The organism is Elongatibacter sediminis, from assembly GCF_037892215.1.
GTDB classification, from domain to species: Bacteria; Pseudomonadota; Gammaproteobacteria; order Xanthomonadales; family SZUA-36; genus Elongatibacter; species Elongatibacter sediminis.
In genome coordinates this window covers 72044-94522 of sequence record NZ_JAZHOG010000014.1, presented here as the reverse complement: position 1 = coordinate 94522, position 22479 = coordinate 72044, and the positions used below count along the sequence as shown (strand labels likewise).

Sequence of the window (22479 nt, the reverse complement as noted above, 5' to 3'; positions counted from 1 at the left end):
GGTTGGCGTCCTCATCCGGGGCGGCGCGACAGGCCCCGGGGGAAAGAAGGTGGAGCGACGCCATCCGGGCCGCCGAAGCCCTGCCGGCCGGCAGCGGGCGTAGCCGCGCCCTGGCGCACGCCCTGATCACCCGGCGTGAACCGGGCGACCTCGAACGGGCCCGCAGGGCACTGCGGGACTGGGCGCGCCGCGAACCCGCGAACCCCGGGCCGTGGCGCAGGCTCCTGGAAATCGATTTTTTCGAAGACCGGCTGGACGAGGCCGACAAGACCCTGACCGCGTTCGGCCAACGGCGAACCGGACCCGGCGAAACCTCCTACTTTGCCGGCATTCTGGCGCAACGTCAGGGCGATGAGGACTCCGCTGCCACAGCCTATCGAGACGCTCTCACGGCCCGTCAGGCGGCCACCGGTCAGCCGCCCCTCGGCGAAGCGGCGCTGGACGTCGCCGTCGCGATGCAGTTGCTCGATACCGCCTCCGGCAGTTACCCGGGCTCGCCCGGCCGTGAATCCGAGGGCCTGTTTAATCAAGGCCCGCTGATCCGGAGACTGGAAACCTCACTCGACCGGTGGGAAGACAGGGCGAGCACCGCGGAACGGCGTGATCGTTCGTTGTGCCAGGCCCACGCAGACGCCTGGTACAACCTCGGCTGCGCCGCCCTGGCCGGCCTGGCGGGCCACGAGAATTCCATCCCCCGGTTTCAGCGTGCCCTGAAACTCGACCCCGATCATGAACTGGCGCGTTTGAATATCGCCTTCGCCCTCAATTACAGCGAAACGGCGACGCCGGGTGAAATCTTCGACGCACACCGGCAGGCCGGACGCTGGCTGGAGGCGCGGGCCGGAACGACACCAACGGCATTTTCCGTTTCCCGGGATCCCGGACGGCGCCTGCGAATCGCCTATCTGTCATCGGACTTCCGGCAACACTCGGTGGCGCACTTCATCCTTCCGGTGATCGAGGCGCACGATGCCGGATCGTTCGAGGTCATCGCCTACCACAACCACACCCGAACGGACGCCATGACCCGGCGGATTCAGACTGCATGCCACGGCTTCCACCCGGTGGCGTCACTCAGCGACGAGGCGCTGCGCCAGCGGATCATGGATGACGGCATCGACATACTCATCGACCTGAACGGGCTGACCCAGGGACACCGCATGGCCCTGCTGGCAAGGCGCGTGGCGCCGCTGCAGCTAACCTGGCTGGGCTACCCCAACACGACCGGACTGTCGACGGTCGACTACCGGATTGTCGATGCCGTCACCGATCCCCCCGGGGACGCCGACGGCCTGGCCACCGAACGACTGCTTCGGCTGCCAGGGAATTTTTCGGTGTTCCGGCCGCCCGCGGCGGCACCGGACGCAGGTCCATCCCCCTGCCTTCAAAGCGGCCAGGTGACCTTCGGATCCTTCAACGCCATGCCCAAGCTCAACCCACCCCTGCTGCAATCGTGGGCGGCGATACTGCGTGCCGTTCCCGCATCGCGGCTGTTGCTCAAGAACCTGGCGCTCGGCCACGAGGCACCACGACGACAGGTAGCCGAAATCTTCGCCCGCTCGGGCGTGGCGCCCGAGCGATTGGAATTCGCCGGTCCCACCGCAGACCAGGCCGGACACCTGGCGCACTATCACCGGGTGGACATCACTCTCGACTCGTTTCCCTACAACGGCACAACAACAACCTGCGAAAGCCTGTTCATGGGCGTGCCCGTGCTGAGCCGGGCCGGAACGGACCACCGTTCCCGGGTGGGTGCCAGCCTGTTGTCGGGTATTGGGCTGGAATCTTTGGTGGCGAGCGGAGAGAATAGCTTTCTGGAGCTTGCCACGGAGGTGTCCGCGCACCCCGACAGGCTCGTCGCGATGAGGGCCGGTTTGCGCAAGCGCCTGTTGAACTCCTCGCTGGCGAACGCACAGCCATTCACCACCGAACTGGAGAGTGCGCTGCGCGAAATTTGGGCGCGGTGGTGTAAAGATGAGGGCAGAACATGAGCGCACGAGCAGCCGCAAACGGCATGGAACGAAACCAGCGCTCCACACTGTCCGCCGCGGACTGGGAACGCGCCGCGCTGGAACTGATTTCCGAGAAGGGCGTACAGGCGCTTGCCGTGGAGCCCCTGGCCCGCCGGATGGGTATCACCAAAGGCAGTTTCTACTGGCATTTCTCCAGCCGTGAATCGCTGCTGGAACAGGCGTTGCAGCGTTGGGAGGATCACGACAGCCGCAACCTCAATCGGTCACTCGGTGAAATCAAAGACCCCCGCGAACGGCTCATTTCCTTTTTCCGCCGGGTAGGCAAGGAAAAGCTGACCCATGAGGTGTACAGCGAGTTGTGCGCAGCGGCAGGCCACCCCCAGGTAGAACCGGTTCTCGAGCGCGTGGCGAACCGGCGTATCGCTCACCTGTCGGCGGCCTTTGAAGAACTGGGCCTGCCCGAGACCACCGCAATGCACCAGGCCAGGCTGACTTACTCCGTGTATCTGGGATTCCTGCAGCTGCAACGCCAGCACCAGACGCCCCAGCTCAGCAGCGAAGCCTTCGATGCGTACATCGAGCACGTAATCCAGACCCTGATACCCGGGGTCCAATCCGAAAGTCAGCGCTGATTCAGGGATTCGTCCGGTCCATTGCTCTCGCCCCGCCCCGCCCGGCCCGAGTCCGTTGCAATCGAACCGGCGCCCCTCTATTCTTCCGCCCCCGGGTCACCGCGCGCCCATCCCCGGGAGAATCACCTGAGGAAACAATGACGTGACGAGCCACGATGAACTGAAAGCCTGGGTCGACCAGGTTGCGGCCCTGACCCAACCCGAACACATCCACTGGTGCGACGGTTCGGATCAGGAATACCAGGACCTGCTGGACCGGCAACTTGCCGACGGCACGCTCATCGAGCTCAACCAGCAAACCCATCCCGGATGTTATCTGCACCGCTCCGACCCGGATGATGTCGCCCGGGTCGAGCACCTCACCTACGTTTGCAGCGAGCACGAAACCGACGCGGGTCCCAACAACAACTGGATGCCTCCCGACAAGGCCCGCGCCATGATGCGCGAACACTTTCAGGGATGCATGGCGGGCCGAACCCTGTACGTGGTCCCCTATTGCATGGGCCCGATCGACTCACCGATTTCCCGCTGCGGCGTAGAAATCACCGACAGCCCGTATGTCGTCGTCAACATGCAGAAAATGACCCGCATGGGCACGGCGGCGCTACGCCGGATCGAGCGCGAAGGCACGTTCATCAAGGGCCTCCATTCCACCGGGCAGCTCGACCCCGAAAATCGATACATCATGCATTTTCCCGAGGATCTCGAGATCCAGAGCTTTGGATCCGGCTACGGGGGCAATGCACTGCTGGGCAAGAAATGCCATGCCTTGCGTATCGCCAGCCACCAGGCACGCACCGAAGGCTGGCTGGCCGAGCACATGCTGATCCTGGGCATCGAAAATCCGCAGGGCGAAGTGCACTATATCGCCGCGGCGTTTCCTTCGGCCTGCGGCAAGACCAACCTGGCGATGCTGATTCCGCCCGCCGAGTACGAAGGCTGGAAAATCCGGACCATCGGCGACGACATCTGCTGGATGCGGCCCGGCGAAGATGGGCGCATGTGGGCGATCAACCCGGAAGCGGGTTTCTTCGGGGTGGCACCCGGCACCAGCGAGTCCACCAATCCGAATGCACTGGCGATGCTCAACCGCGACACGATATTCACCAATGTCGCGGTGACCGCGGACATGCAGCCGTGGTGGGAAGGACTGGACGAAGGCACACCCGCGTTTGACTGGCAGGGCCGCCCCTACGACCCGGCAAACGGCCCGGCGGCCCACCCCAATTCCCGTTTCACGGTTTCCAGCCGGCAGTGCCCTTCTTATTCGCCGCAGGCCGAGGCCGCGCAAGGTGTACCGCTGACGGCCATCATTTTCGGCGGCCGGCGTGAACGCCTGGTCCCTCTCGTCATCGAAAGCGAATCCTGGCAGCACGGCGTTCTGCTCGGAGCGGCCATGGCGTCGGAGACGACCGCTGCCGCGACCGGGGCCGTGGGCGATGTGCGCCGCGATCCGATGGCCATGCTGCCGTTCTGCGGATACAACTTCGGTGACTACTGGACGCATTGGCTGGGCTTTGCGGACCGGGCTGACCAACTGCCGCGGATATTCCACGTGAACTGGTTCCGCAAGGATGAAAACGGGCGTTTCCTGTGGCCCGGTTTCGGACAGAACATGCGGGTACTGGAATGGATCATCGACCGCAGTACCGGTGACGCCGGGGCGGTCGACACACCCATCGGCAAGATGCCGGGCCAGGGCGATCTGCGGGTGGAAGGCGCCGACGTCACCCTCAGCGACCTCGAAGCAATCCTGCAGGTCCGGAAGGACGAGTGGAAAACCGAGCTGGATGAAATTGCCCGATACCTGGATTCATACGGCAACCGGACTCCCGAGAAACTCAGGCAGGAATGCGAACGCGTGCAATCCGCTCTGGAGTCGGATTGAATCCGTTTTCATTCAAGGCGACCCGGCCTGATCTCAGGCGAGCTCTCGCCGGCACCCTGGTCTTTCTGGCGCTGTCCCTCGGTGCCTGCACCGAATCCAGCACGAAGGATGCCGAATTCTACGTGTTCGGCACCCTGGTCGAGGTGAAGCTCGCCGGCGTCGATGACGACCTCGCGAGCGACGCCTTCGGCGAACTGCAGTTGGCGCTGCAGAAAATGCACCGCGACTGGCATCCCTGGGAACCCGGACGCCTCACCGCCATCAACCGGGCATTCGCCGTCGGCGAACCGGCCAGGGCCGATCAGGACATCATCACCCTGATTCACGTTGCCCAGGAATTCGAGATCAAGACCGGCGGGCGCTTCAATGCCGCCATTGGCCGTCTGGTTTCGATGTGGGGATTTCACACCTCACAATTCCCGATCGTCGGACCCATCCCGCGTCCCGGCGAGATTCAGGCCGTCGTGGGACGACACCCGAGTGCTCTGGACATCGAGATTCACGGCGACACCGTGGCCAACCCCAGCCGTGCGGTGCAGTTGGATTTCAGCGGCCTGGCCAAGGGCTATGCGGTTGACCAGGCCTGTCACATCCTCCACAGCCTCGGAATCGACAACGCACTGATCGGCGCCGGCGGAGACCTGCGGGGCTTCGGAAAGCGGGGAGACAGGCCGTGGCGAATCGCCATTCGCAATCCGCTGGGCGGCGTGATCGGCACGATCGAAATCCAGGGCGACGAATCGGTTTTCACGTCGGGAAACTACGAACGGTTTCATCTCGACGATCACCAAGAACGTTATCCCCATATTCTCGACCCGCGCACCGGCTGGCCGACCCGGGACATCATGTCGGCGACGGTGATCACTCACGAAGGCGTTCGGGCGGATGCGGCCGCCACCGCCCTGGTCGTGGCCGGTATCGAAGACTGGGAGAATGTGGCCGCCCCGCTGGGGATCAGCGAGGTGCTGATCACCGACGAGCGTGGCCAGATATTCGCCACCCGCCCCATGCTGGACCGGGTCAGCCTGTCCGCGGGGCTGAAGGCCCACGTGATCGGCCGGACCGAATCCGGAACCTGACCGCACCCAGGCACCCGGGCCGTTTCGATTTGATTCGGTTTCTCGCAATTTCTGAAACCGTGGTCCGGGCGGGTCGGCCGAATCGGGCACCGATGCTGAACCCGTGCCGCCGGGAATGCTTGCAGAGGTCGGCCTAGTAGTACATCCCGGTTTCGAGCCGAGCGGCCTCCGACATCATGCTGTGGTTCCACGGCGGATCGAAGGTCAGTTCCACATCGACCCGGGAGACTGTCGGTACCAGTTCCAGCTTGGAGCGAACATCGTCCACCAGAATGTCTCCCATCCCGCAGCCGGGAGCGGTGAGCGTCATCTGCACCTCGACATGCCGTCCGCCGGACTCGTCAGAAATCATCTCGCAGCGGTAGATCAAACCCAGATCAACGATATTGACGGGTATTTCAGGGTCATAACAGGTCTTGAGCTGATCCCAGAGCAGTTTTTCCACATCGTCTTCGGTGGCATCGTCCGGAAGGCTGGGCGGAGCCACGGGCTCTTTGCCAATCGCATCCGCATCGATACCGGCAACGCGAAACAGGTTGCCGTCCACAAACACCGTGAAGCTGCCCCCCAGGGACTGGGTGATGTAACCCACGGCGCCTGCCGGTATGGTTACCTCGTCCCCGGACGGAATCATGACGACATCGCAGTCGCGCTCGAAGGTACAGGGTTGGCTGGTGTGACTAAACATCGGACGAGTCTCGCTTGCCTTGGCGATGGCAGTGCCACCACTGATGGGGGTGTCGCTCGCTCGCTGGCCTTCTTGACGCTGCGCGTCAAACCGGCTGCGCTCGCTTACTCCGGCCCCATTGTCATTAAATCTCCTGGCGCCATACCGGGAGACCTGAAACCCGGGGTGGCCCGCGCCATTCTGTGAACGTGAGGGTTGGACGGCGGGATGTCAATGACCGCCGGAGCGCGAATCGAGCTCAGTCGCCTGCCATGTGGGATTGCTGGTAGTTCTCGATGCCGACCTTGCCGATCAATTCGAGCTGGGTTTCCAGCCAATCGACGTGCTCCTCTTCCGATTCGAGGATGCTGTCGAACAGGTCGCGCGAGACGTAGTCGCGAACTTCCTCACAATGCGCGATGGCCTCACGCAACAGCGGAATGGCCTCCATTTCCAGGCGCAGATCGCATTCCAGCATTTCCTGGGTGTGTTCACCGATCATGAGTTTGCCGATGTCCTGCAGGTTGGGCAGCCCTTCGAGAAACAGAATCCGCTCGATGAGTTCATCGGCGTGCTTCATTTCATCGATCGACTCTTCGTACTCGTAGTCGGCCAGGCCCTTCAGCCCCCAGTCCTTAAACATGCGGGAATGGAGGAAATACTGGTTGATCGCGGTCAGCTCGTTGCGCAGCGCACTGTTGAGATATCCGATGACCTTCGCGTCGCCCTTCATGTGTTTCACGCTCCAATGATTCTTGAGTTTGAATCAATCATTCTAACGCGCCGGCAAAAGCGCTACCGGAATGAGAATCATTGACGGGGCAAGCGCCGAAATACCGGCAGAAACGGGTTTCAGGCAGCGCTGACGACGTGGAGTTCGGGCGGGCTGAAGTGGGATTCCGTCTCGCTCAGGCATTCCTGAAGCAGCGCACGGGCAACGGGTACGCAGCTGCCGCACGTGGTGCCGCAGCCGGTTTTGAAGCTGAGCTCGCGATAGGTACGGACCCCCTCGTCGACCGCGTTCCGTATCGCGCTCTCGGTCACACCGTTGCAGAGACAGACATACATTTTCGTATCCGTTGGACGCTCGTTACCGCACGTTGATCCATTTTGTGACCCGAACCCGGCGCAGTCGCACGTTTCGGGTCATTCTCGCCATCCCGATCATAGATGCAAATGAGAATGATTGTCAATACCATGAAATTTCTCTACAATGCCGCCTCTTGAATAAGAATCATTCTCACTCAATTGGTTGTAAACTTCAGAGAACCCTCATGCACAACGATCGCAGATCATTTCTCGCCGGCGCACCCGCCCTGCTGACCTTGTCAATGTCGCTGGCGTTCACCGCGCCCTCCGTACTCGCTGCTTGCGATCCGGACGAGAACGCCGGGAAGGAGACAGAAACGGCCGGCCTCGAGGGCTGCACACACCTCGAGTCTCTGACCATCTTCGGCTCGGCGGAAGCAGCCAACGAGGTGACCGGGGGGGCCGGCGTGGTCACCCCTGGCGACATCGAAGCCTTCGAGTCCACCGATGCCATTCGCGCACTGCGGCGGGTGCCGGGCCTGTCGATGCAACTGGAAGATGGCTGGGGGCTGCGCCCGAACATCAGCATCCGCGGAACCGCGGCTGAAAGAAGCGGCCGGATCACCCTGATGGAAGACGGCATCCTGATCGCCCCGGCCCCCTATTCCGCGCCGTCGGCCTATTATTTCCCCACCTTCGGCCGGGTTCATTCGATCGAAGTCCTCAAAGGTCCCGCATCCATCTCACAGGGACCGTACACGGTCGGCGGCGCCGTCAACCTCAAAAGCACACCGATTCCCCAGGAAAACCGCGGGTACCTGCAGGGTGAATTCGGTACGGACGACACCTGGCGCGTCCACGGCTGGTACGGTGGCGGCAGTGAGCGCGCGGCGTTCCTGGTGGAAACGCACCAGTGGCAGTCCGACGGCTACCAGTCCATCGATCGCAGCGACAACCAGACCGGCCTGCAGAAGGAAGATTACCTGGCCAAACTCGGATTCTGGTCAGATGCTTCCTCATCCGTGTACCAGAGCCTCGAGATCAAGCTGCAGTATTCGGAAGAGGACTCGCAGCAAAGCTATCTCGGACTCACCGACACCGACTTCAGCGGTGACCCGCTGCGCCGCTACGGGCTCTCGTCCGAGGACGAGATGCACAACGAGCACCAGCAGGTGGCGATCACCTGGCGCCTCGAGAACCAGGCCGGCAACGGTGTCACGATCACCGCCTACAACAACCAATTCGAACGCGCCTGGTACAAGACCGAAGGTGTCGATTTCGACGGCAGCGCCGACCCGGAATCGTTCAGCCGCACCGGCTGGGCCAGCGTCATCGATGCGATCAATCGCGGACAATCACTGGGCGGACTGGGACCGGATACGCTGCAGGCCATTCTGGACGGCGCCGACACGGCCTACGGGTCCATCCAGGTACGCAACAATTCCCGCGAGTACGACTCGCGCGGGGTGCAGATCGTGGGCGATCTGGCTTTCGATGCTGGCGCAACCCACCACCAACTGGAAGCCGGCCTGCGTTATCACGAGGACGAGGAAGACCGGCTGCAACGCAACGACAGCTACCAGCAACTCGGCGGCGAACTGGTACTCAACGCCATCGGACTCGAAGGCAACGCGGGCAACCGGATTCAGGACGCTCGCGCCTGGGCCGTCTATGTGCAGGACCGCATCGACTGGGGCGACTGGACCGTGACCGCCGGCCTGCGTTACGAAAACATCGAACTCTCGCGCATCGACTACGCCAGCAGCGGACCGGACCCGTCGGATCGCAGCGCCGCCAGTGAAACCGGCCGTCGCAGCAACGAGGTCGACATCTGGCTGCCCGGTATCGGCGTGCTGTATGCCCTGACCGACAATACCCGGATCGTCGGCGGGATCCACCGCGGCTTCGCAGCACCCGGCAACCAGCCGGGCGTCGATCCCGAGGAGAGCGTCAATTACGAATTGGGATTGCGCCATGAGACGTCCCGACTGGCGCTGGAAGCCATGCTCTTTTTCAACGACTACGAAAACCTGGTGGGACAGTGCACGAATTCTTCAGGGTCGGATTGCACACCAGGCGATGCATTCAATGGCGAGGGCGTACACGTTCCCGGGCTGGAACTGTCGCTGACCACGGGGTTCGATGCACCCGGCGGCTGGCGGGTACCGGTGCAGATGACCTACACCTGGATGGATGCCGAGTTCCAGACCTCATTCGATTCCGATTTCTTCGGGGCGGTCAGCGAGGGTGATCCGGTACCGTACATCACGGACCAGCAGCTCTGGGTGTCGACCGGCCTGGACCGCGGTTCCTGGTCTTTCCGGCTGAGCGGAAACTACCTGGATTCGGTATGCACCCAGGCCCGTTGCGGCCAGTACGAGAAAACGGAGTCGGCGACGATTTTCGATCTCTCCGCCCACTACCGGTTCAATGCCGACTGGACCCTTTACGCCGTGGCCGAGAACCTGACCGACGAATTGCACCTCGCGGCCCGCGAGCCGTACGGCGCCCGGCCGGCCAAGGCACGAACCGTTGTCGTGGGAGCGAAACTGAACTTCTGATCCTTGCGCGCGCGGGTGCCCGTGGACCGGCACGGCGCCCGTGCGGCGAACAGGGCCCGGCCTCAGCCGCCTGAACCGCTTATCCGGTTTCCGGTCCGTTCCGCCCCGTTCCCGTTTGCCTTCCCGGTCATCGGTTCGAGCAGCGTAAGCGCGCGCCGGTAAACCCGGCGCTTGAATCGGATCACATTGTCCGCCGGGTACCAGAAGTCGACCCAGCGATACGCCTTGAACTCCGGATCTTCGACGGTCTGGAGATTCAGGACCGAGTCCTCGGCCAGGAATCTCAGCAGGAACCAGACCTGCTTCTGACCGATGCACAAGGGTTTGCTGTACTGGCGCTGGTAGCGGCGGGGCAGGCGGTAGCGCAACCAGCCGGGTGTACTGCCCAGCAACTCGACATGATCGGGGTGCAAGCCGGTTTCCTCGCGCAATTCGCGATACATGGCTTCTTCCGGCGTCTCGTCGGTGCGCATCCCACCCTGGGGAAACTGCCACCCGTCGTTGTTCGACCGCTTCGCCCAGAATACGCGGTGCTCACGATTCAGAAGCACGATGCCCACATTGGGGCGATAGCCGTCGGGGTCGATCATGATTGACTTGTCCGGTTCACGGCACGGCGGCGCGCGATGCGCGGCAACCGTGCCTTGCCTGCCAGAAAACACGGTGATACGTTGCTGGCTTCAGCCTCCGGATGTTAATCGTTTCCACGCAATGATGCCAACAGCACGCAGACGCCTGCTCCTGCTGTCACTGCTGCTGCTCTCGGCCGCGGCAGTGCTGGGCGCATCGGCTATCGGTTCGGTTTCGCTGTCCTTGTCCGAGTGGCTGGCGGCGCTCGGCGATGCTTCATCCCGGAACGGGGAACTGGTTTGGCGGCTGCGCCTGCCGCGGGCCATAGCGGCCTGGACCGTGGGCGCCCTGCTGTCCCTGTCCGGCTGTCTGATGCAGGTATTGCTGCGCAACCCGCTCGCCGATCCCTACATTCTCGGCGTGTCAGGAGGCGCCGCCTTCGCGGCCCTGCTGGGCATGTCGGCAGGCCTGGCCGCTCCGTACATTCCCCTGCTGGCATTGACCGGCTCACTGGCATCCATCGTTCTCGTCTTCAGCCTGGCTCGGGGAACCGGACCGTGGAGTGGCACACGGCTGCTGCTGACAGGTGTGGTGACGGCGTCCGGCTGGGCGGCCCTGATCAGCCTGGTACTGGCACTGGGCTCGGACAGCAGCCTGCGCGGCATGCTGTACTGGCTGATTGGCGACCTCGGCTACTCGCGAGCGCCTCCCTGGTCCCTCATTGTGCTGGCCTTCGTGTTCACCGCGTGCCTGGGCATGGCGCGCAGTCTCAACGTGCTGGCCATCGGTGAAACCACGGCCCGCCTGCTGGGTGAACCCACGACGAAACTGCTCTGGGTGATTTATGTGCTCGCTTCATTGCTGACGGCGTCCGCCGTGTCGATCGCCGGCAACATCGGCTTCGTCGGCCTGATCGTACCCCACCTCGTTCGCCTGATCGTCGGCTCCGACCACCGCATACTGCTGCCGGCGGCAACCCTGTTCGGCGGCCTGTTCCTGGTGGTCTCGGACACCCTGGCCCGAACGGTCCTGGCGCCCCGCCAGCTCCCCGTGGGCGTGGTGACCGCACTGCTCGGCGTGCCGCTCTTTCTGCTGCTGCTCAATCGGGCGAGGCTGAGGCAGTGACGACGCTCACGTGCTCCGGACTGCGGGTTTCCATCGCCGGAATCCGCGTGGTCGACGGCTTCAACCTGACGCTGGCCCCGGGGACGTTCTGGGGCCTGTTGGGGGCGAACGGCGCCGGCAAAACCACCTTGCTGCGCTGCCTGGCGGGGCTCGTACCGGCCGAGCGCGGTCAAATCGAACTCGATGCCAGCCCGCTGGGCGAACTGCCGCGCAGAGCCGTGGCCCGCCACATCGGCATGCTGCAGCAGCACACCGCCTACGTATTCGATTCCACGGTCCTGCAGACCGCCCTGACCGGCCGTCACCCACACCTGTCCTATTGGCAGCGCGAGGGGCCCGAAGATATCGCCGCAGCCCGGAACGCCCTGAGCGCCGTCGATCTCGACGGATTCGCCGAACGCAGCGTTACCGGACTCTCCGGTGGCGAAGCCCGCCGCCTGGCCTTCGCCGCCCTGCTTCTGCAGGACCCGGACATCCTGCTGCTGGATGAACCGACCAACCACCTCGACCTGCGCCACCAGATGCATATCATGCGCATGATCGACGAGCGCGTGCGCGGACGGAACGCTTGCGCCCTGTCGGCGCTGCACGATGTCAATCTCGCGGCGCGCTACTGCACGCACGTGGTCATGCTCTTCGGTGACGGGCAGTGGTGTTGCGGCCCCACCGCGGAGATGCTAAACGAAAACAGCCTGGAGCGGCTTTACGACTGCCCGATCGAGCGGCTGGACAGCCCGGCCGGACCGCGTTTCTACCCGGCGGGCGGAGCCTGAGGCCTTACGGCGGAGCCGCCTCTTCACGGCCCGTGAGCCGATCCTCGAGCAGACCGTTGTACAACGTGCCCAGCCGCCAGGCTCCCCAGGCCCACAGCCCCATGACCGGCACGTAAACCCAGGCAACCTGACCAATGGTCAGACCGGCACCGGTCAGGCCGCGGAAAATCCAGCTCGCGGTCACGTCGCTGCCGCGGTAGATCGCGGTGTCGATGAAGTTTTTGCACTTGTACCGGGTTTCACGATCCACCACGGTGAACAACATTTCCTTCGCCGGCCCCAGGATGCCGTAGTTCATCGACCGCTGAGCCACCTGCAGCGCGGCGAGGAGCACCAGACCCAGGGCGCTGCCCAGAAACACGAACCCGGCCGCCAGCAGAGCCGGCATGATCACCAGGGTGCGGGGCATGCCCAGCGCGGTGATCAGGCGTGATGTGATGAAGAACTGGAACACGAACGCGATGACCTGCACCACCAGATCGACCCAGCCGAAAAAGACCGTGCGCTCGTTGAATCCGACGATGTGGGTATCGACCAGCACCGCGAGCCCGTTGTACAGAAAAGTCGAGGTCAGGTTGTGCACCAGCATCAGCAGGCAAGCGAACAACAGGTATTTCGAACGAAATACCCTCAAGGCTCCTTCCCATACCCCGCCACCGATCACCGCCGCGGGATGGTGTGTGGTCCGGCGCTGATAGCGTCCGAGCAGAATCGCCATCAGGGTCGCGAGCCCCAGACAGGCCAGCGCAATGGCCATGATGCCCGCGGCCCCGCTGCCCGCCACCAGGCCCGCCGTGACCAGGGGACCGAGAACGGCGCCGAGGCTGCCGCCGGCCATGATGAATCCGAACAGTCGCTGCGCCTGGTCCGGGCGGAACACATCGGCCATGAAGCTCCAGAACACCGAGACGACGAACAGGTTGAACACACTGAGCCAGACGTAGAACACGCGCTGAATCCAGAGCGGAGTTTCCGACCCCTCGAAGGCCACCAGAAAACCCGCGAGGTTGAGCATGAAGAACAGGTAAATCGCCGGAACGAAACGGCCACGCCGGAAGCGCGAGACCAGGAATCCAAACAGGGGAACAATGGCCAGCATGGTCAGAAAAGTGGCCGTGTAGAGCCAGTGCAGAACGTCGGTGTTGTAGGCCGCCACGGTGCCGCGAATGGGGCGCAGCATGAAGTATCCGCCCAACAGGAAGAAGAAGTAGGCGAAAGCCATCGACAACCGCGCCCATTCACCCCGTTCGACCCGGGTCAGTCTCTCGAAAAGCCCCGGCGGCGCGGCGGCGGTCGTCGAGTCGGCAGGCACTAGGGCCTGTTAAAACGACGTGGTTCTGCGCTGCCGTCGGCCGCTTTGGCGGCTGGCAAGGCAGAGCGAGCGTGGGGTAGCACCGCTACCTGAGTGAGCGATAACGCCGCCAGGCGGAAAAGCGACCACGGCCCGAAGGGTTGGGTCTGAAAAAGCGCCATTCTGCGTTGCTCGTCATTCATCTGGAGTCACCAAACTTCATTCCTCGCGCCTTGATTGGCGCTTTTTCAGTCACAACAGCGCGGATCCACGTCGTGTTAACAGGCCCTAACTGTCCATGATATTAACGGACTGGCCCGGCTGGAGACGTTCGTTGCCGCGAATCACGACCCGGTCACCGGACGATATCGCGCCGCGCACCTCGATCTGCTCGCCGCTGCCGATACCGGTGGTGACATCAACCTGGCGGGCCTCGTTGTTGCCGTCCACCACGAAAATGCTGAGACCTTCCGGGCGCAGTACCAGCGCATCCCGGGGCACCGTCAGCACGTCACGGCGATCGGATGTGGGGATGCCGACCCGCAGAGTTTTTCCGATGGGAAACGGCGCTCCCTCCAGGTCGATTCGCAATTCGAACTGATGGGTATTCTCGTCACCCACGGCCACGACCGTGCGTACCTGGCCCAGCACCGAAGACGGCCCGGACCTCAGGTTTATAAGCTGACCGGCCGCACTGAAGTCCAGGTATTCCAATGGAGCGCGGGCGATGACTTCGAGATGGTTCGGGTCCACGACCCGCACCACCTTGCTGCCCTCGACGACGCGTTCACCCGGCGTCATGAGACGCTCCACAACCACCCCGCCGAACGGGGAGCGGATGCGTGTGCGCTCCAGCTGATCCTCGTTTTGCGCCAGCCGGGCCCGCGCCACCTCGAGATCGCCCTGCGCGATGTCCCGGTCCGAACGAAGCTGTTCGAGCTGGGTGATCGCGGCCAGGTTGGATTCAGCCAGCCGGGAAATCCGGTCCACTTCGTTGGCGAGAAACCGCAGGCGCGCCTCGGCCCGCCTGACCTCTGCCTGAAGCTCAGCGTGACGCAGCTTCAAGGCCCGATCCTCGATCGTGGCGACGGTATCGCCTTCGTCGACCCGGGTGCCCACGTCAGCAACCTCGACCAGGCGGCCCTCGACTTCGGCCGCCAGTCTGGCGTCGTTGCGGCTGACCACGGTTCCGGGCACGAGTGTCTCGGACGCCAGGGATTGCATACTGGCCAGCGCCACGCGCACCAGCGCGGGGCCGCCGCCCGGTTGCGCGAATGCTGCGGCCGGCAGCATCAGCACGACCAGCAGGGACCAGATGCGGAGTTGGCGAGCGATAGAGTCCATGATGTTCATTCAGGCGGTTTCCACGGCCGGCAGTGTCGCGGGCCGGGCGTCCTCGTTCATGCGCAGAAGGCTGGGCAACAGGATCAGGGTGAACAACGTGCTGGTGAGCATACCACCCACAATCACGGTGGCCAGCCCGCGGTACAGCTCGGTGCCCGAGCCGGGAATCAGCATCAGCGGCATCATGCCGAAGATGCTGGTGGTCGTGCTCATCAGAATGGGCCGCAGCCGCAATTTTACCGCAGTGTGCACGGCCTCACGCCGCCCCATGCCTTCGCGTTCGGCGTCGCGGGCCCGATACACGAGCAGGATGGCGTTGTTGACCACGAGCCCCAGCAGAATCACGAAGCCGATCATGGTCAACAGGTCCATCTGCTGGCCGCCACTGGCGAACAGCGCGATGTCCATCAGGCGCAGCGACACAACCCCGCCCACGGTCGCCATCGGGATGGTCAGCACCACCAGCAGTGAATCGGTGAATGAACGGAACAGCGCCGAAATCAGCAGATACAGGATCACGATGGCCAGCAGAAAACTGCCCGACATGCTGGCCAGCGCTTCATCGAGTGCCTCCGCGGTTCCGCGATAGTTGACCGAACCTCCGGGCGGCATCTGCTCCCAGATGGCGGGCGTCACGCGCTGCTTGATGATGTCCAGTGACTCCTCCATCGCCATGGACGGTGGTGGCGTCACGGCCAGGGTCAGGGTGCGCTTGCGGTCGATTCGGCGAATTTGCGACGGGCCCGCCGTGCGCACCAGGTCGACCATTTCACCGATGGTCAGCACATCGCCGCTGGGCGTGGCCACGGGCAGGGCGATCAACTCCTCCGGGGTGTACCATTCCTCGGCGCGCAATATCACGTTGTAGCGGCGCGAGCCGTCGAAATACTCGCCCAGGAACGCACCGTCTCCCATGGCCCGTATCGCTGTCGCCATGCGCGACCGGTTCCAACCCACTTCCGCGATCTTGCGGTCGTCCGGCACCAGGCGTAATTCGGGTTCGGCCAGTTCCAGCCCGGGCACCGGCCTGACATTCGCGCCCGGCAACTCTTCCATCACCTTCTGGAAGCCCACGCGGCCCGCCTGCAACAGTGAACCGAACGAGTCCGAAGCCAGGTCAATGTCGATCCGCCGGCCGCCGCGGGCGCCGCCGAACAGGGGGTCACGTTGCGCGAAACCGAAGGAGTCGGGAAAACCGGTGATGATCTCGCGATTCACGATGCCCACCAGTTCGTCGAGCTGTCCGGGATTCGCCGCGCGCCCGCCGAAGAAGGTGCCGAATCCACGCGAAAGGCCCAGGAAGTAATTCTCGAGATGGGGCGCGCGTTCGTCATTCAGATACGGTGTCAAGCGCTGGTCAATGACGTCGACCAGTTCCTTCTCGGCATTCTCGATGCCCATGCCGGGCGGTGTGACGATGAAGCCCATGAAGAAGTTCTTTTTCCCTTCGGGCAGATAGTCCGCCGGCGGCAGCAGCACCAGGGCCAGGGCCAGCGGCGCCACGGTCAGGGTCCCGACCCAGGTCCAGCGTTTCACCGGATTGTCGGTCCAGGCCATGATGTGGTTCGTGATCCACGACCACCAGTTCTGGTGATGATCTTCGATGGCATGGCCGCGAACCCAGTTTGCGGCCGCGGTCGGGAGCACCGTTACGGCGACCAGCAGAGAGGAGATCACCGCCGCCGAAATCGTAACCGCGAGGTCGCTGAACAGTTGGCCGGCTTCGTCTTCGAGGAAGACCACCGGCATGAAGATGGCCACCGTGGTCGCCGTCGAAGCGAGCAGCGCACCCCAGACCTGGCTCGTTCCGCGCATGGATGCCTCATCACCGTGGCGTCCCGCTTCACGCTGGCGGAAAATGTTTTCCAGCACCACGATGGCGGCATCCAGCACCATTCCGGTCGCAAATGCGAGACCGGCCAGCGAGATGATGTTCAGGGTACGCCCGCCGAAATCCAGCACCATGAAGGAACAGAAAAGGCACAAGGGTATGGCGAGCGCCACGACCAGGGTGGCGCGGAACTTGCGGAGAAACCACCACAGAACCACGATCGCCAGGGTCATCCCGAGCAGCAGGTTGTTGCGAACCATGCCGATGGACTGGGTGATGTATTCCGTTTCGTCGTAATCGCCCACCATCGTGAGGCCCGCCCGGCGCAGTTCGTTGGCCGACAGGTCCTCCACCGCCGCGTTGAGCCCCTGCATCACCTCGAACACGTTCACACCGGATTCAGGCGTGGCGTTGATGGCGAGCGACGGGCCGCCGTTCTGGTGCAGAATTCCGGATGGATCGACCATCGTCATATCCACCCGGGCGACGTCCCGCAGCCGAACCGGCCGCCCTTCCCGCCAGGTCAGCACGAGGTCGCCCAGCGACTCGACTTCGTACTTGCCGCTGAAGCGCAGGGTGTACTGCCGCCGGCCCACGTCGCTGATGCCGGCCGACACGTCCGCGTTGGACCCCAGTTCGCCGGCGATGGCGGTCAGGTCGAGCCCGATGTTCGCCGCCTTGTAGGGATCGAACGTTATACGGACCTCGTGCCGCTGCCCGCCGAAGGAACCAACCTGCGCCACACCGGGGACCCGCTCCAGGCGGGTCACGACGACGTCCTCGACAAAATCCTGGTAACTCGCGATCGACCGCGGATTGCCTTCTTCCGGCAGAATGGCCCACCAGGCGATGATCTTCTCGAAGTTGTTGCCCCCCACCCGGATCACGGGTTCATCGGCATCGACCGGGTAACGCGGCACCTGATTGAGGCGATTGAGCACCTCGATCAGGGCCCGGTTCATGTCGGTGCCAATGGCGAACTGCAGGTTCAGGAAACTGCTGCCGAAATTCGCCGTCGACTGCAGCCGCAACAGGCCAGGAATACCCCGCAGAACGTCTTCCTGCGGTTCGACGATTTCGGATTCGACTTCGTTTGGTGCCGAAGCGCGCCAAACGGTCGCGATGGTGATTTCGGGGCGTTCGATGTCCGGTGCGAGCTGAATCGGCAGGCGGCTCAGACTGAGCGACCCGAAAATGAACACGAGGATGCACGCGACAACGACCGCCACGGGGTTGGAGAGTGAAATCTTCGTCAGGGTCACGTCCGAACCTGCCTCCGTGATGCCCGGGGTGGCCGGTTCGGCACTCGAGCCGGCGCGGAATCGGCCCGTTCCCCATCAGATTGATGCAAGCAACATAGATTAACATCGGGGCCTGCACCACGTCCCGAACGGGCCAACCGGGATCAGCGCCGTGAGCCGCCGCGAGTGGACATCACCGGCTGCACAGACTTGCGCGGAACCCTGTATGGGATATGATGCCAAAATTACACAATACGCAATCGTATGGAACATGATTACCTCATCGTAGGCGCCGGTTCGGCAGGCTGCGTACTGGCCAACCGTCTCAGCGAAAACCCGTCGAACCGGGTGTTGCTCCTGGAAGCGGGTGGCCGCGACTGGCACCCGTTCATCCACATGCCGGCCGGCCTCGCCAAACTGGTCGGCCAAAGTTCGATCAACTGGGGATACGAGACCGAACCCCAGGCCGGACTGGGCGGACGCCGGCTGTACTGGCCGCGCGGCAAGGTTCTCGGCGGATCGAGCTCCATCAATGCCATGTGTTACTGCAGGGGCCATCGCAAGGACTATGACGAATGGGAAGCCGCAGGAAACAAAGGCTGGGGCTTTGAGGATGTGCTGCCCTGGTTTATTCACTCCGAGGACCAGGAAAACGGCCCGTCGCCCTGTCATGGCTCCGGCGGCCCGCTGAGCGTTCAGAACCTGCGACACGTCAATCCGCTCTCCGGCGTGTTTCTCGAAGCCGCGGCAGAGGCCGGTCTGGGCTTGAACGACGATTTCAATGGACCCCATCAGCGCGGATTCGGCTTGTACCAGGTTACCCAGCGCAACGGCCGCCGCTGCAGCAGCGCCGTGGCCTACCTGAACCCGGCTCGTGGCCGCGAAAACCTGCGGGTTATCACCGGCGCACACGCCGAAGCGATCGAATTCGACGGAGACCGCGCCTCGGGTGTGCGTTACCGGCAAGGGCGAACGGTCGCCACCGCTCGTGCCGGGCACGTGATTCTCGCGGCCGGCGCCATCAATTCACCCCAGCTTCTGATGCTGTCCGGCATCGGCCCCGCCGACCACCTGGGAGCCCTGGGTATCCCCGTTCGACTGGACCTGGCCGGGGTGGGCCGCAACCTGCAGGACCACCTCGATATCTGCACCCTGGTCTGCTGCAATCACCCGGTCACCTACGACCAGTTGAGCGACATCGTGGTCGGCCTGCGCTACCTGCTGGGCCGCAAGGGGCCGGGCTCCTCCAACATTGCTGAGGCCGGCGGTTTCGTGGTCAGCCGCCACGCGACGGACGACCGCCCCGATATCCAGATGCATTTCGTACCCGCCCTGCTCGACGATCACGGGCGCAACCGCCTGTCCGGCCATGGCATGACGATACATGCCTGCGCCCTGCGGCCGGAAAGTCGCGGTGAAATTCTGTTGCGATCGACCAACCCCGCCGAGGCGCCAATGCTGCAGCCACGCTACCTGAGCACGGAATATGACCGTACGGTGATGGTGGAGTGCGCGCGGCTGGCGCGGCGCATATTCGCCCAGCCGGCCTTCAGCGACTGGGTGGCCAGGGAACTGCTGCCCGGCCCGGACTGCCGCAATGACGCGGACCTGCTCGAATTCATCCGGCGCAAGGCGGAAACCATTTACCACCCCGTGGGTACCTGCAAAATGGGCATCGATGAAATGGCCGTGGTCAACCCGCAACTCGACGTACACGGTGTACCCGGCTTATCCGTGGTGGACGCGTCCATCATGCCCCAGCTCATTTCGGGCAACACCAACGCGCCGACCATCATGATCGCGGAAAAATTCGCGGCGGAACGGCTGGGTAGCCGGTTAGCCCGGGGAGGTCCCGCCGACGGCGCGGCCACCACCCAGCAGCGGCAGCGGGACGTGGATCAGGTCGCAGACCGCGCGTAACAACTCCAGTTCAACCGGCGCCATTTCCCCATCGTGGGTGACCGTGGCGGTCAACGCCCGCACCAGGCGTTCCTTGTCGGCGGTGCGCAGCCGATCGAGGCGGGGAAGGTCTTCATCCAGCGCAGCCATCCAGTCCGGTACCGGCGGCAGGTCGTCGACAGCGCCGATTTCCAGCTCATCCGCACCGGCGCGAAACGCGGCCGCCGCCAGGTCATCATCCCCGTGTCCGTGCCGCGCCAGTACCGCCAAAACGCGACGTGCCGCATCCGCACAAGCGTCCAGAGAAGCACGGCCCGAGACGCGCACGGTATGCGGATTGCGGGACTCCCAGACATGTTGGGCAATCACCCGCGACAGCAGAAATTCGAAGACGTCGATGCGGCCGTCAGCCTCCACCAGTTTTTTGACCGTCGCCAACACGCGCTGGACATACTCGTCCGGCCGCCGTTTGAGCGCCGGAAACGCCAGCTCCAGCAACGGCAGTCGCTGCTCGGGCACCGGCGGTCCGGCGGCGGACAACAGGGCGCGCACACTCGATTCCTGCTGCGCCCCCATGTGCCTGGCCACCTCGAGCAATTGCTGTTCTCGCACTTCCGGATCCGGATCGAGCAAGGTGTAGAACAGCACTTCGGGTGCCCATTCCGGCGATTCCGCGGCGCGCCGCAGGTCCAGCGGAATCGCGGCTGCCAGGGTCGCGGCCATCAACAGGCGCTCCCATCCGGGCTGACCAATTTCGGAGATCAGGCGGCCGGCATCGAAGCCACCCGGCCCGGCCGCCTTTCCGGACGCGGCGTTCGCTTCGCGCGCCCGGGCCTGCTCCCGCTCGGCCTTCAACTGCTGCGCGCGCTCGATGTCCTCCTGCACCATTTCGGCGGCCAGGCGATCCAGTTCGGACGGATCGAAGCCCGGATCGACCCGGCGGATGCGCTTGTCGATCGGCGGGTGTGTCGCGAACACGAACATGCGGCCGCCGGGACTGAACAGCATGTGGCTGATTTCCTCGGCATCCGTCTCCAGGCTCGAGCCCGGACGGTAGGCGGCGATCTTCTTGAGTGCCCCGGAGATTCCGGTCGTGTCCCGCGTGAACTGAACGGCCGAGGCATCCGCCAGGTACTCGCGCTGGCGTGAAACCGCCGCCTTGATCCAGCGCCCGAAGAACTGTCCGACCGAGCCGACGATCATCACCCCCAGCGCAATCAGCAACACCGCCGCGACGCCCTTGTCCCGGGACCGGCCGAAATGCCGCGAGTGCAGCAGAATACGGCGGCCAATCAGAGTCAAAACCATGATTCCGAACAGCGCGCCCATGAGCCGGATATTCAGACGCATATCCCCATTGAGGATGTGGCTGAACTCGTGGGCGATCACCCCCTGAAGTTCGTTTCGGTCGAGCCGTTCCAGGGTTCCGCGGGTCACGGCCACCGCCGCATCCGCCGGCGTGTATCCGGCAGCGAACGCATTGATGCCCGCTTCGTGCTCCAGTACGTAGATTTCAGGGACGGGCACACCGGACGCGATGGCGATTTCCTCGACCACGTTGCGCAGGCGCCGGCGCAGGGGATCGCGCACATCGGAATCCACCAGTGTGCCGCCCAGGTCCCGTGCGACCTGGCCGCCGCCCGCGCGCAGGCGCACGCTGCGGTAGAGGCTGGCAATCAGAATGAGGCCGCCCGTCACCGCGGCACCGGTTGCCAGCAGCGCCCAGTTCTGCCGCAACGCGGTACTGCTCAGAGGCACGGTGACTCCGGTTTCATCCGCGCTGAAGCCCAGCACCAGCAGCACTACGAGATCGACCGCGGCTACAACCGTCACCACGGCCATCACGAACAGAACCACCAACCAGCGCGTCTGGCGCCGCGCCTTAGCCTGATGCCCGAAGAAATTCACTCAGCTTGCGCTGCGAATCAGAATGCGACGCGCGGCACTTCCCGTTTCGTCTCGTCTTCGATTTCCAGCAGTTCGGCGGCCCGGAACTGGAACCACGCCGCGAAGAAATTGTTGGGGAAGGACTCGCGGTAGGTGTTGTACTGCATGACGGCGTCGTTGTAGGCCTGACGCGCGAACGCCACCTTGTTCTCGGTGGTCGTCAACTCCTCGGAGAGCTGCATCATGTTTTCATTGGCCTTGAGATCCGGGTAGGCCTCGGAAAGCGCGAACAAACGCCCCAGCGCACCACTGAGCCCCTGTTCAGCCTGGGCGAGTTGCTTCATCGCATCGGGGTCGGTCGGATCCTTGGCGGCCTGTTTCAGTCCTGAAACCGCTGCGTTTCGCGCATTGATCACGGCTTCGAGCGTTTCCCGTTCGTGCTGCATGTAGCCCTTGGCGGTCTCCACGAGGTTGGGAATCAGGTCGTGGCGCCGCGTCAGCTGCACATCGATCTGGGCAAATGCGTTCTTGTACTGGTTCCGGCCTGCGACCAGCTTGTTGTAGATCGCAATGGCATAAAGAACCGCGAAGACGATCAGCGCGAGAATGATCCAGCCCATGGCATTCCTCCCCCATCCGTGAATTCCCAGCCCGATTGGCTGGTAGCAGTCTAGCAAAATCGAGCGGGC

General features: G+C 63.7%; 17 protein-coding genes. 8 read left to right on the top strand and 9 right to left on the bottom strand.

The genetic code is table 11. From position 1 onward, the window contains the following. Positions 1 to 2: 2 nt before the first annotated feature. From V3330_RS17850 to V3330_RS17835, 4 genes are all read left to right on the top strand, one after another. Entirely contained in the window at positions 3 to 1991 is a 1989-nt protein-coding gene (locus V3330_RS17850; protein ID WP_354696836.1) for an O-linked N-acetylglucosamine transferase, SPINDLY family protein, read from the top strand. Beyond that, complete coding sequence (locus tag V3330_RS17845; protein ID WP_354696811.1) at positions 1988 to 2605, top strand: TetR/AcrR family transcriptional regulator; 618 nt, start codon at positions 1988 to 1990, stop codon at positions 2603 to 2605. The genes V3330_RS17850 and V3330_RS17845 overlap by 4 nt, the downstream gene beginning before the upstream one ends. Positions 2606 to 2747: 142 nt before the next feature. Continuing rightward, complete coding sequence (locus tag V3330_RS17840; protein ID WP_354696810.1) at positions 2748 to 4493, top strand: phosphoenolpyruvate carboxykinase (GTP); 1746 nt, start codon at positions 2748 to 2750, stop codon at positions 4491 to 4493. After that, complete coding sequence (locus tag V3330_RS17835; protein WP_354696809.1) at positions 4490 to 5572, top strand: FAD:protein FMN transferase; 1083 nt, start codon at positions 4490 to 4492, stop codon at positions 5570 to 5572. The genes V3330_RS17840 and V3330_RS17835 overlap by 4 nt, the downstream gene beginning before the upstream one ends. A gap of 133 nt (positions 5573 to 5705) precedes the next feature. On the opposite strand, the gene sufT is transcribed toward V3330_RS17835, so the two are convergent. The 3 genes from sufT to V3330_RS17820 form a co-directional block, all read right to left on the bottom strand. Further along, entirely contained in the window at positions 5706 to 6260 is a 555-nt protein-coding gene (gene sufT, locus V3330_RS17830; RefSeq protein ID WP_354696808.1) for a putative Fe-S cluster assembly protein SufT, read from the bottom strand. A gap of 238 nt (positions 6261 to 6498) precedes the next feature. Then, complete coding sequence (gene bfr / locus V3330_RS17825; RefSeq protein WP_354696807.1) at positions 6499 to 6972, bottom strand: bacterioferritin; 474 nt, start codon at positions 6970 to 6972, stop codon at positions 6499 to 6501. 119 nt (positions 6973 to 7091) lie between these two features. After that, entirely contained in the window at positions 7092 to 7307 is a 216-nt protein-coding gene (locus V3330_RS17820; RefSeq protein WP_354696806.1) for a (2Fe-2S)-binding protein, read from the bottom strand. 206 nt (positions 7308 to 7513) lie between these two features. Here V3330_RS17820 and V3330_RS17815 point away from each other — a divergent pair, with 206 nt between their 5' ends. Further along, positions 7514 to 9829 carry a TonB-dependent receptor family protein gene (locus V3330_RS17815; protein WP_354696805.1) on the top strand — a complete coding sequence of 772 codons (2316 nt, stop codon included), beginning with the start codon at positions 7514 to 7516 and terminating at the stop codon, positions 9827 to 9829. A 62-nt stretch (positions 9830 to 9891) separates the two neighbouring features. On the opposite strand, the gene V3330_RS17810 is transcribed toward V3330_RS17815, so the two are convergent. Continuing rightward, positions 9892 to 10419: an RNA pyrophosphohydrolase gene (locus V3330_RS17810; RefSeq protein ID WP_354696804.1), complete on the bottom strand. Its 528-nt coding sequence runs from the start codon at positions 10417 to 10419 to the stop codon at positions 9892 to 9894. 124 nt (positions 10420 to 10543) lie between these two features. Here V3330_RS17810 and V3330_RS17805 point away from each other — a divergent pair, with 124 nt between their 5' ends. Then, complete coding sequence (locus V3330_RS17805) at positions 10544 to 11524, top strand: FecCD family ABC transporter permease (RefSeq protein WP_354696835.1); 981 nt, start codon at positions 10544 to 10546, stop codon at positions 11522 to 11524. Further along, complete coding sequence (locus V3330_RS17800; protein ID WP_354696803.1) at positions 11521 to 12297, top strand: ABC transporter ATP-binding protein; 777 nt, start codon at positions 11521 to 11523, stop codon at positions 12295 to 12297. The genes V3330_RS17805 and V3330_RS17800 overlap by 4 nt, the downstream gene beginning before the upstream one ends. Before the next feature lie 4 nt (positions 12298 to 12301). On the opposite strand, the gene V3330_RS17795 is transcribed toward V3330_RS17800, so the two are convergent. The 3 genes from V3330_RS17795 to V3330_RS17785 form a co-directional block, all read right to left on the bottom strand. Continuing rightward, on the bottom strand, positions 12302 to 13519 hold the full coding sequence (locus tag V3330_RS17795; protein ID WP_354696802.1) for an NTP/NDP exchange transporter: 1218 nt from the start codon (positions 13517 to 13519) through the stop codon (positions 12302 to 12304). A 357-nt stretch (positions 13520 to 13876) separates the two neighbouring features. Continuing rightward, on the bottom strand, positions 13877 to 14941 hold the full coding sequence (locus V3330_RS17790; RefSeq protein WP_354696801.1) for an efflux RND transporter periplasmic adaptor subunit: 1065 nt from the start codon (positions 14939 to 14941) through the stop codon (positions 13877 to 13879). Further along, positions 14942 to 18025: an efflux RND transporter permease subunit gene (locus V3330_RS17785; protein ID WP_354696800.1), complete on the bottom strand. Its 3084-nt coding sequence runs from the start codon at positions 18023 to 18025 to the stop codon at positions 14942 to 14944. A 243-nt stretch (positions 18026 to 18268) separates the two neighbouring features. Between V3330_RS17785 and V3330_RS17780 the strand changes: the two genes are divergently transcribed. Then, positions 18269 to 19924 carry a GMC family oxidoreductase gene (locus V3330_RS17780; protein WP_354696799.1) on the top strand — a complete coding sequence of 552 codons (1656 nt, stop codon included), beginning with the start codon at positions 18269 to 18271 and terminating at the stop codon, positions 19922 to 19924. Here the strand turns inward: V3330_RS17780 and V3330_RS17775 are convergent. Continuing rightward, positions 19841 to 21811, bottom strand: coding sequence for a M48 family metallopeptidase (locus tag V3330_RS17775; protein ID WP_354696798.1), 1971 nt, complete (start codon positions 21809 to 21811; stop codon positions 19841 to 19843). The genes V3330_RS17780 and V3330_RS17775 overlap by 84 nt on opposite strands. 17 nt (positions 21812 to 21828) lie before the next feature. Further along, the gene (locus tag V3330_RS17770; RefSeq protein ID WP_354696797.1) at positions 21829 to 22410 is read right to left on the bottom strand and encodes a LemA family protein; all 582 of its coding nucleotides are present in this window, start codon (positions 22408 to 22410) and stop codon (positions 21829 to 21831) included. Positions 22411 to 22479 lie beyond the last annotated feature (69 nt).

Bases quoted from the DNA above. Each gene is read 5' to 3' on its own strand.
- V3330_RS17845 (WP_354696811.1), top strand. From the start codon at position 1,988: ATGAGCGCACGAGCAGCCGCAAACGGCATGGAACGAAACCAGCGCTCC.
- sufT (WP_354696808.1), bottom strand. From the start codon at position 6,260: ATGTTTAGTCACACCAGCCAACCCTGTACCTTCGAGCGCGACTGCGAT.
- bfr (WP_354696807.1), bottom strand. From the start codon at position 6,972: ATGAAGGGCGACGCGAAGGTCATCGGATATCTCAACAGTGCGCTGCGC.
- V3330_RS17820 (WP_354696806.1), bottom strand. From the start codon at position 7,307: ATGTATGTCTGTCTCTGCAACGGTGTGACCGAGAGCGCGATACGGAAC.
- V3330_RS17815 (WP_354696805.1), top strand. From the start codon at position 7,514: ATGCACAACGATCGCAGATCATTTCTCGCCGGCGCACCCGCCCTGCTG.
- V3330_RS17810 (WP_354696804.1), bottom strand. From the start codon at position 10,419: ATGATCGACCCCGACGGCTATCGCCCCAATGTGGGCATCGTGCTTCTG.
- V3330_RS17805 (WP_354696835.1), top strand. From the start codon at position 10,544: ATGCCAACAGCACGCAGACGCCTGCTCCTGCTGTCACTGCTGCTGCTC.
- V3330_RS17795 (WP_354696802.1), bottom strand. From the start codon at position 13,519: ATGGCTTTCGCCTACTTCTTCTTCCTGTTGGGCGGATACTTCATGCTG.
- V3330_RS17790 (WP_354696801.1), bottom strand. From the start codon at position 14,941: ATGAACATCATGGACTCTATCGCTCGCCAACTCCGCATCTGGTCCCTG.
- V3330_RS17780 (WP_354696799.1), top strand. From the start codon at position 18,269: ATGGAACATGATTACCTCATCGTAGGCGCCGGTTCGGCAGGCTGCGTA.
- V3330_RS17770 (WP_354696797.1), bottom strand. From the start codon at position 22,410: ATGGGCTGGATCATTCTCGCGCTGATCGTCTTCGCGGTTCTTTATGCC.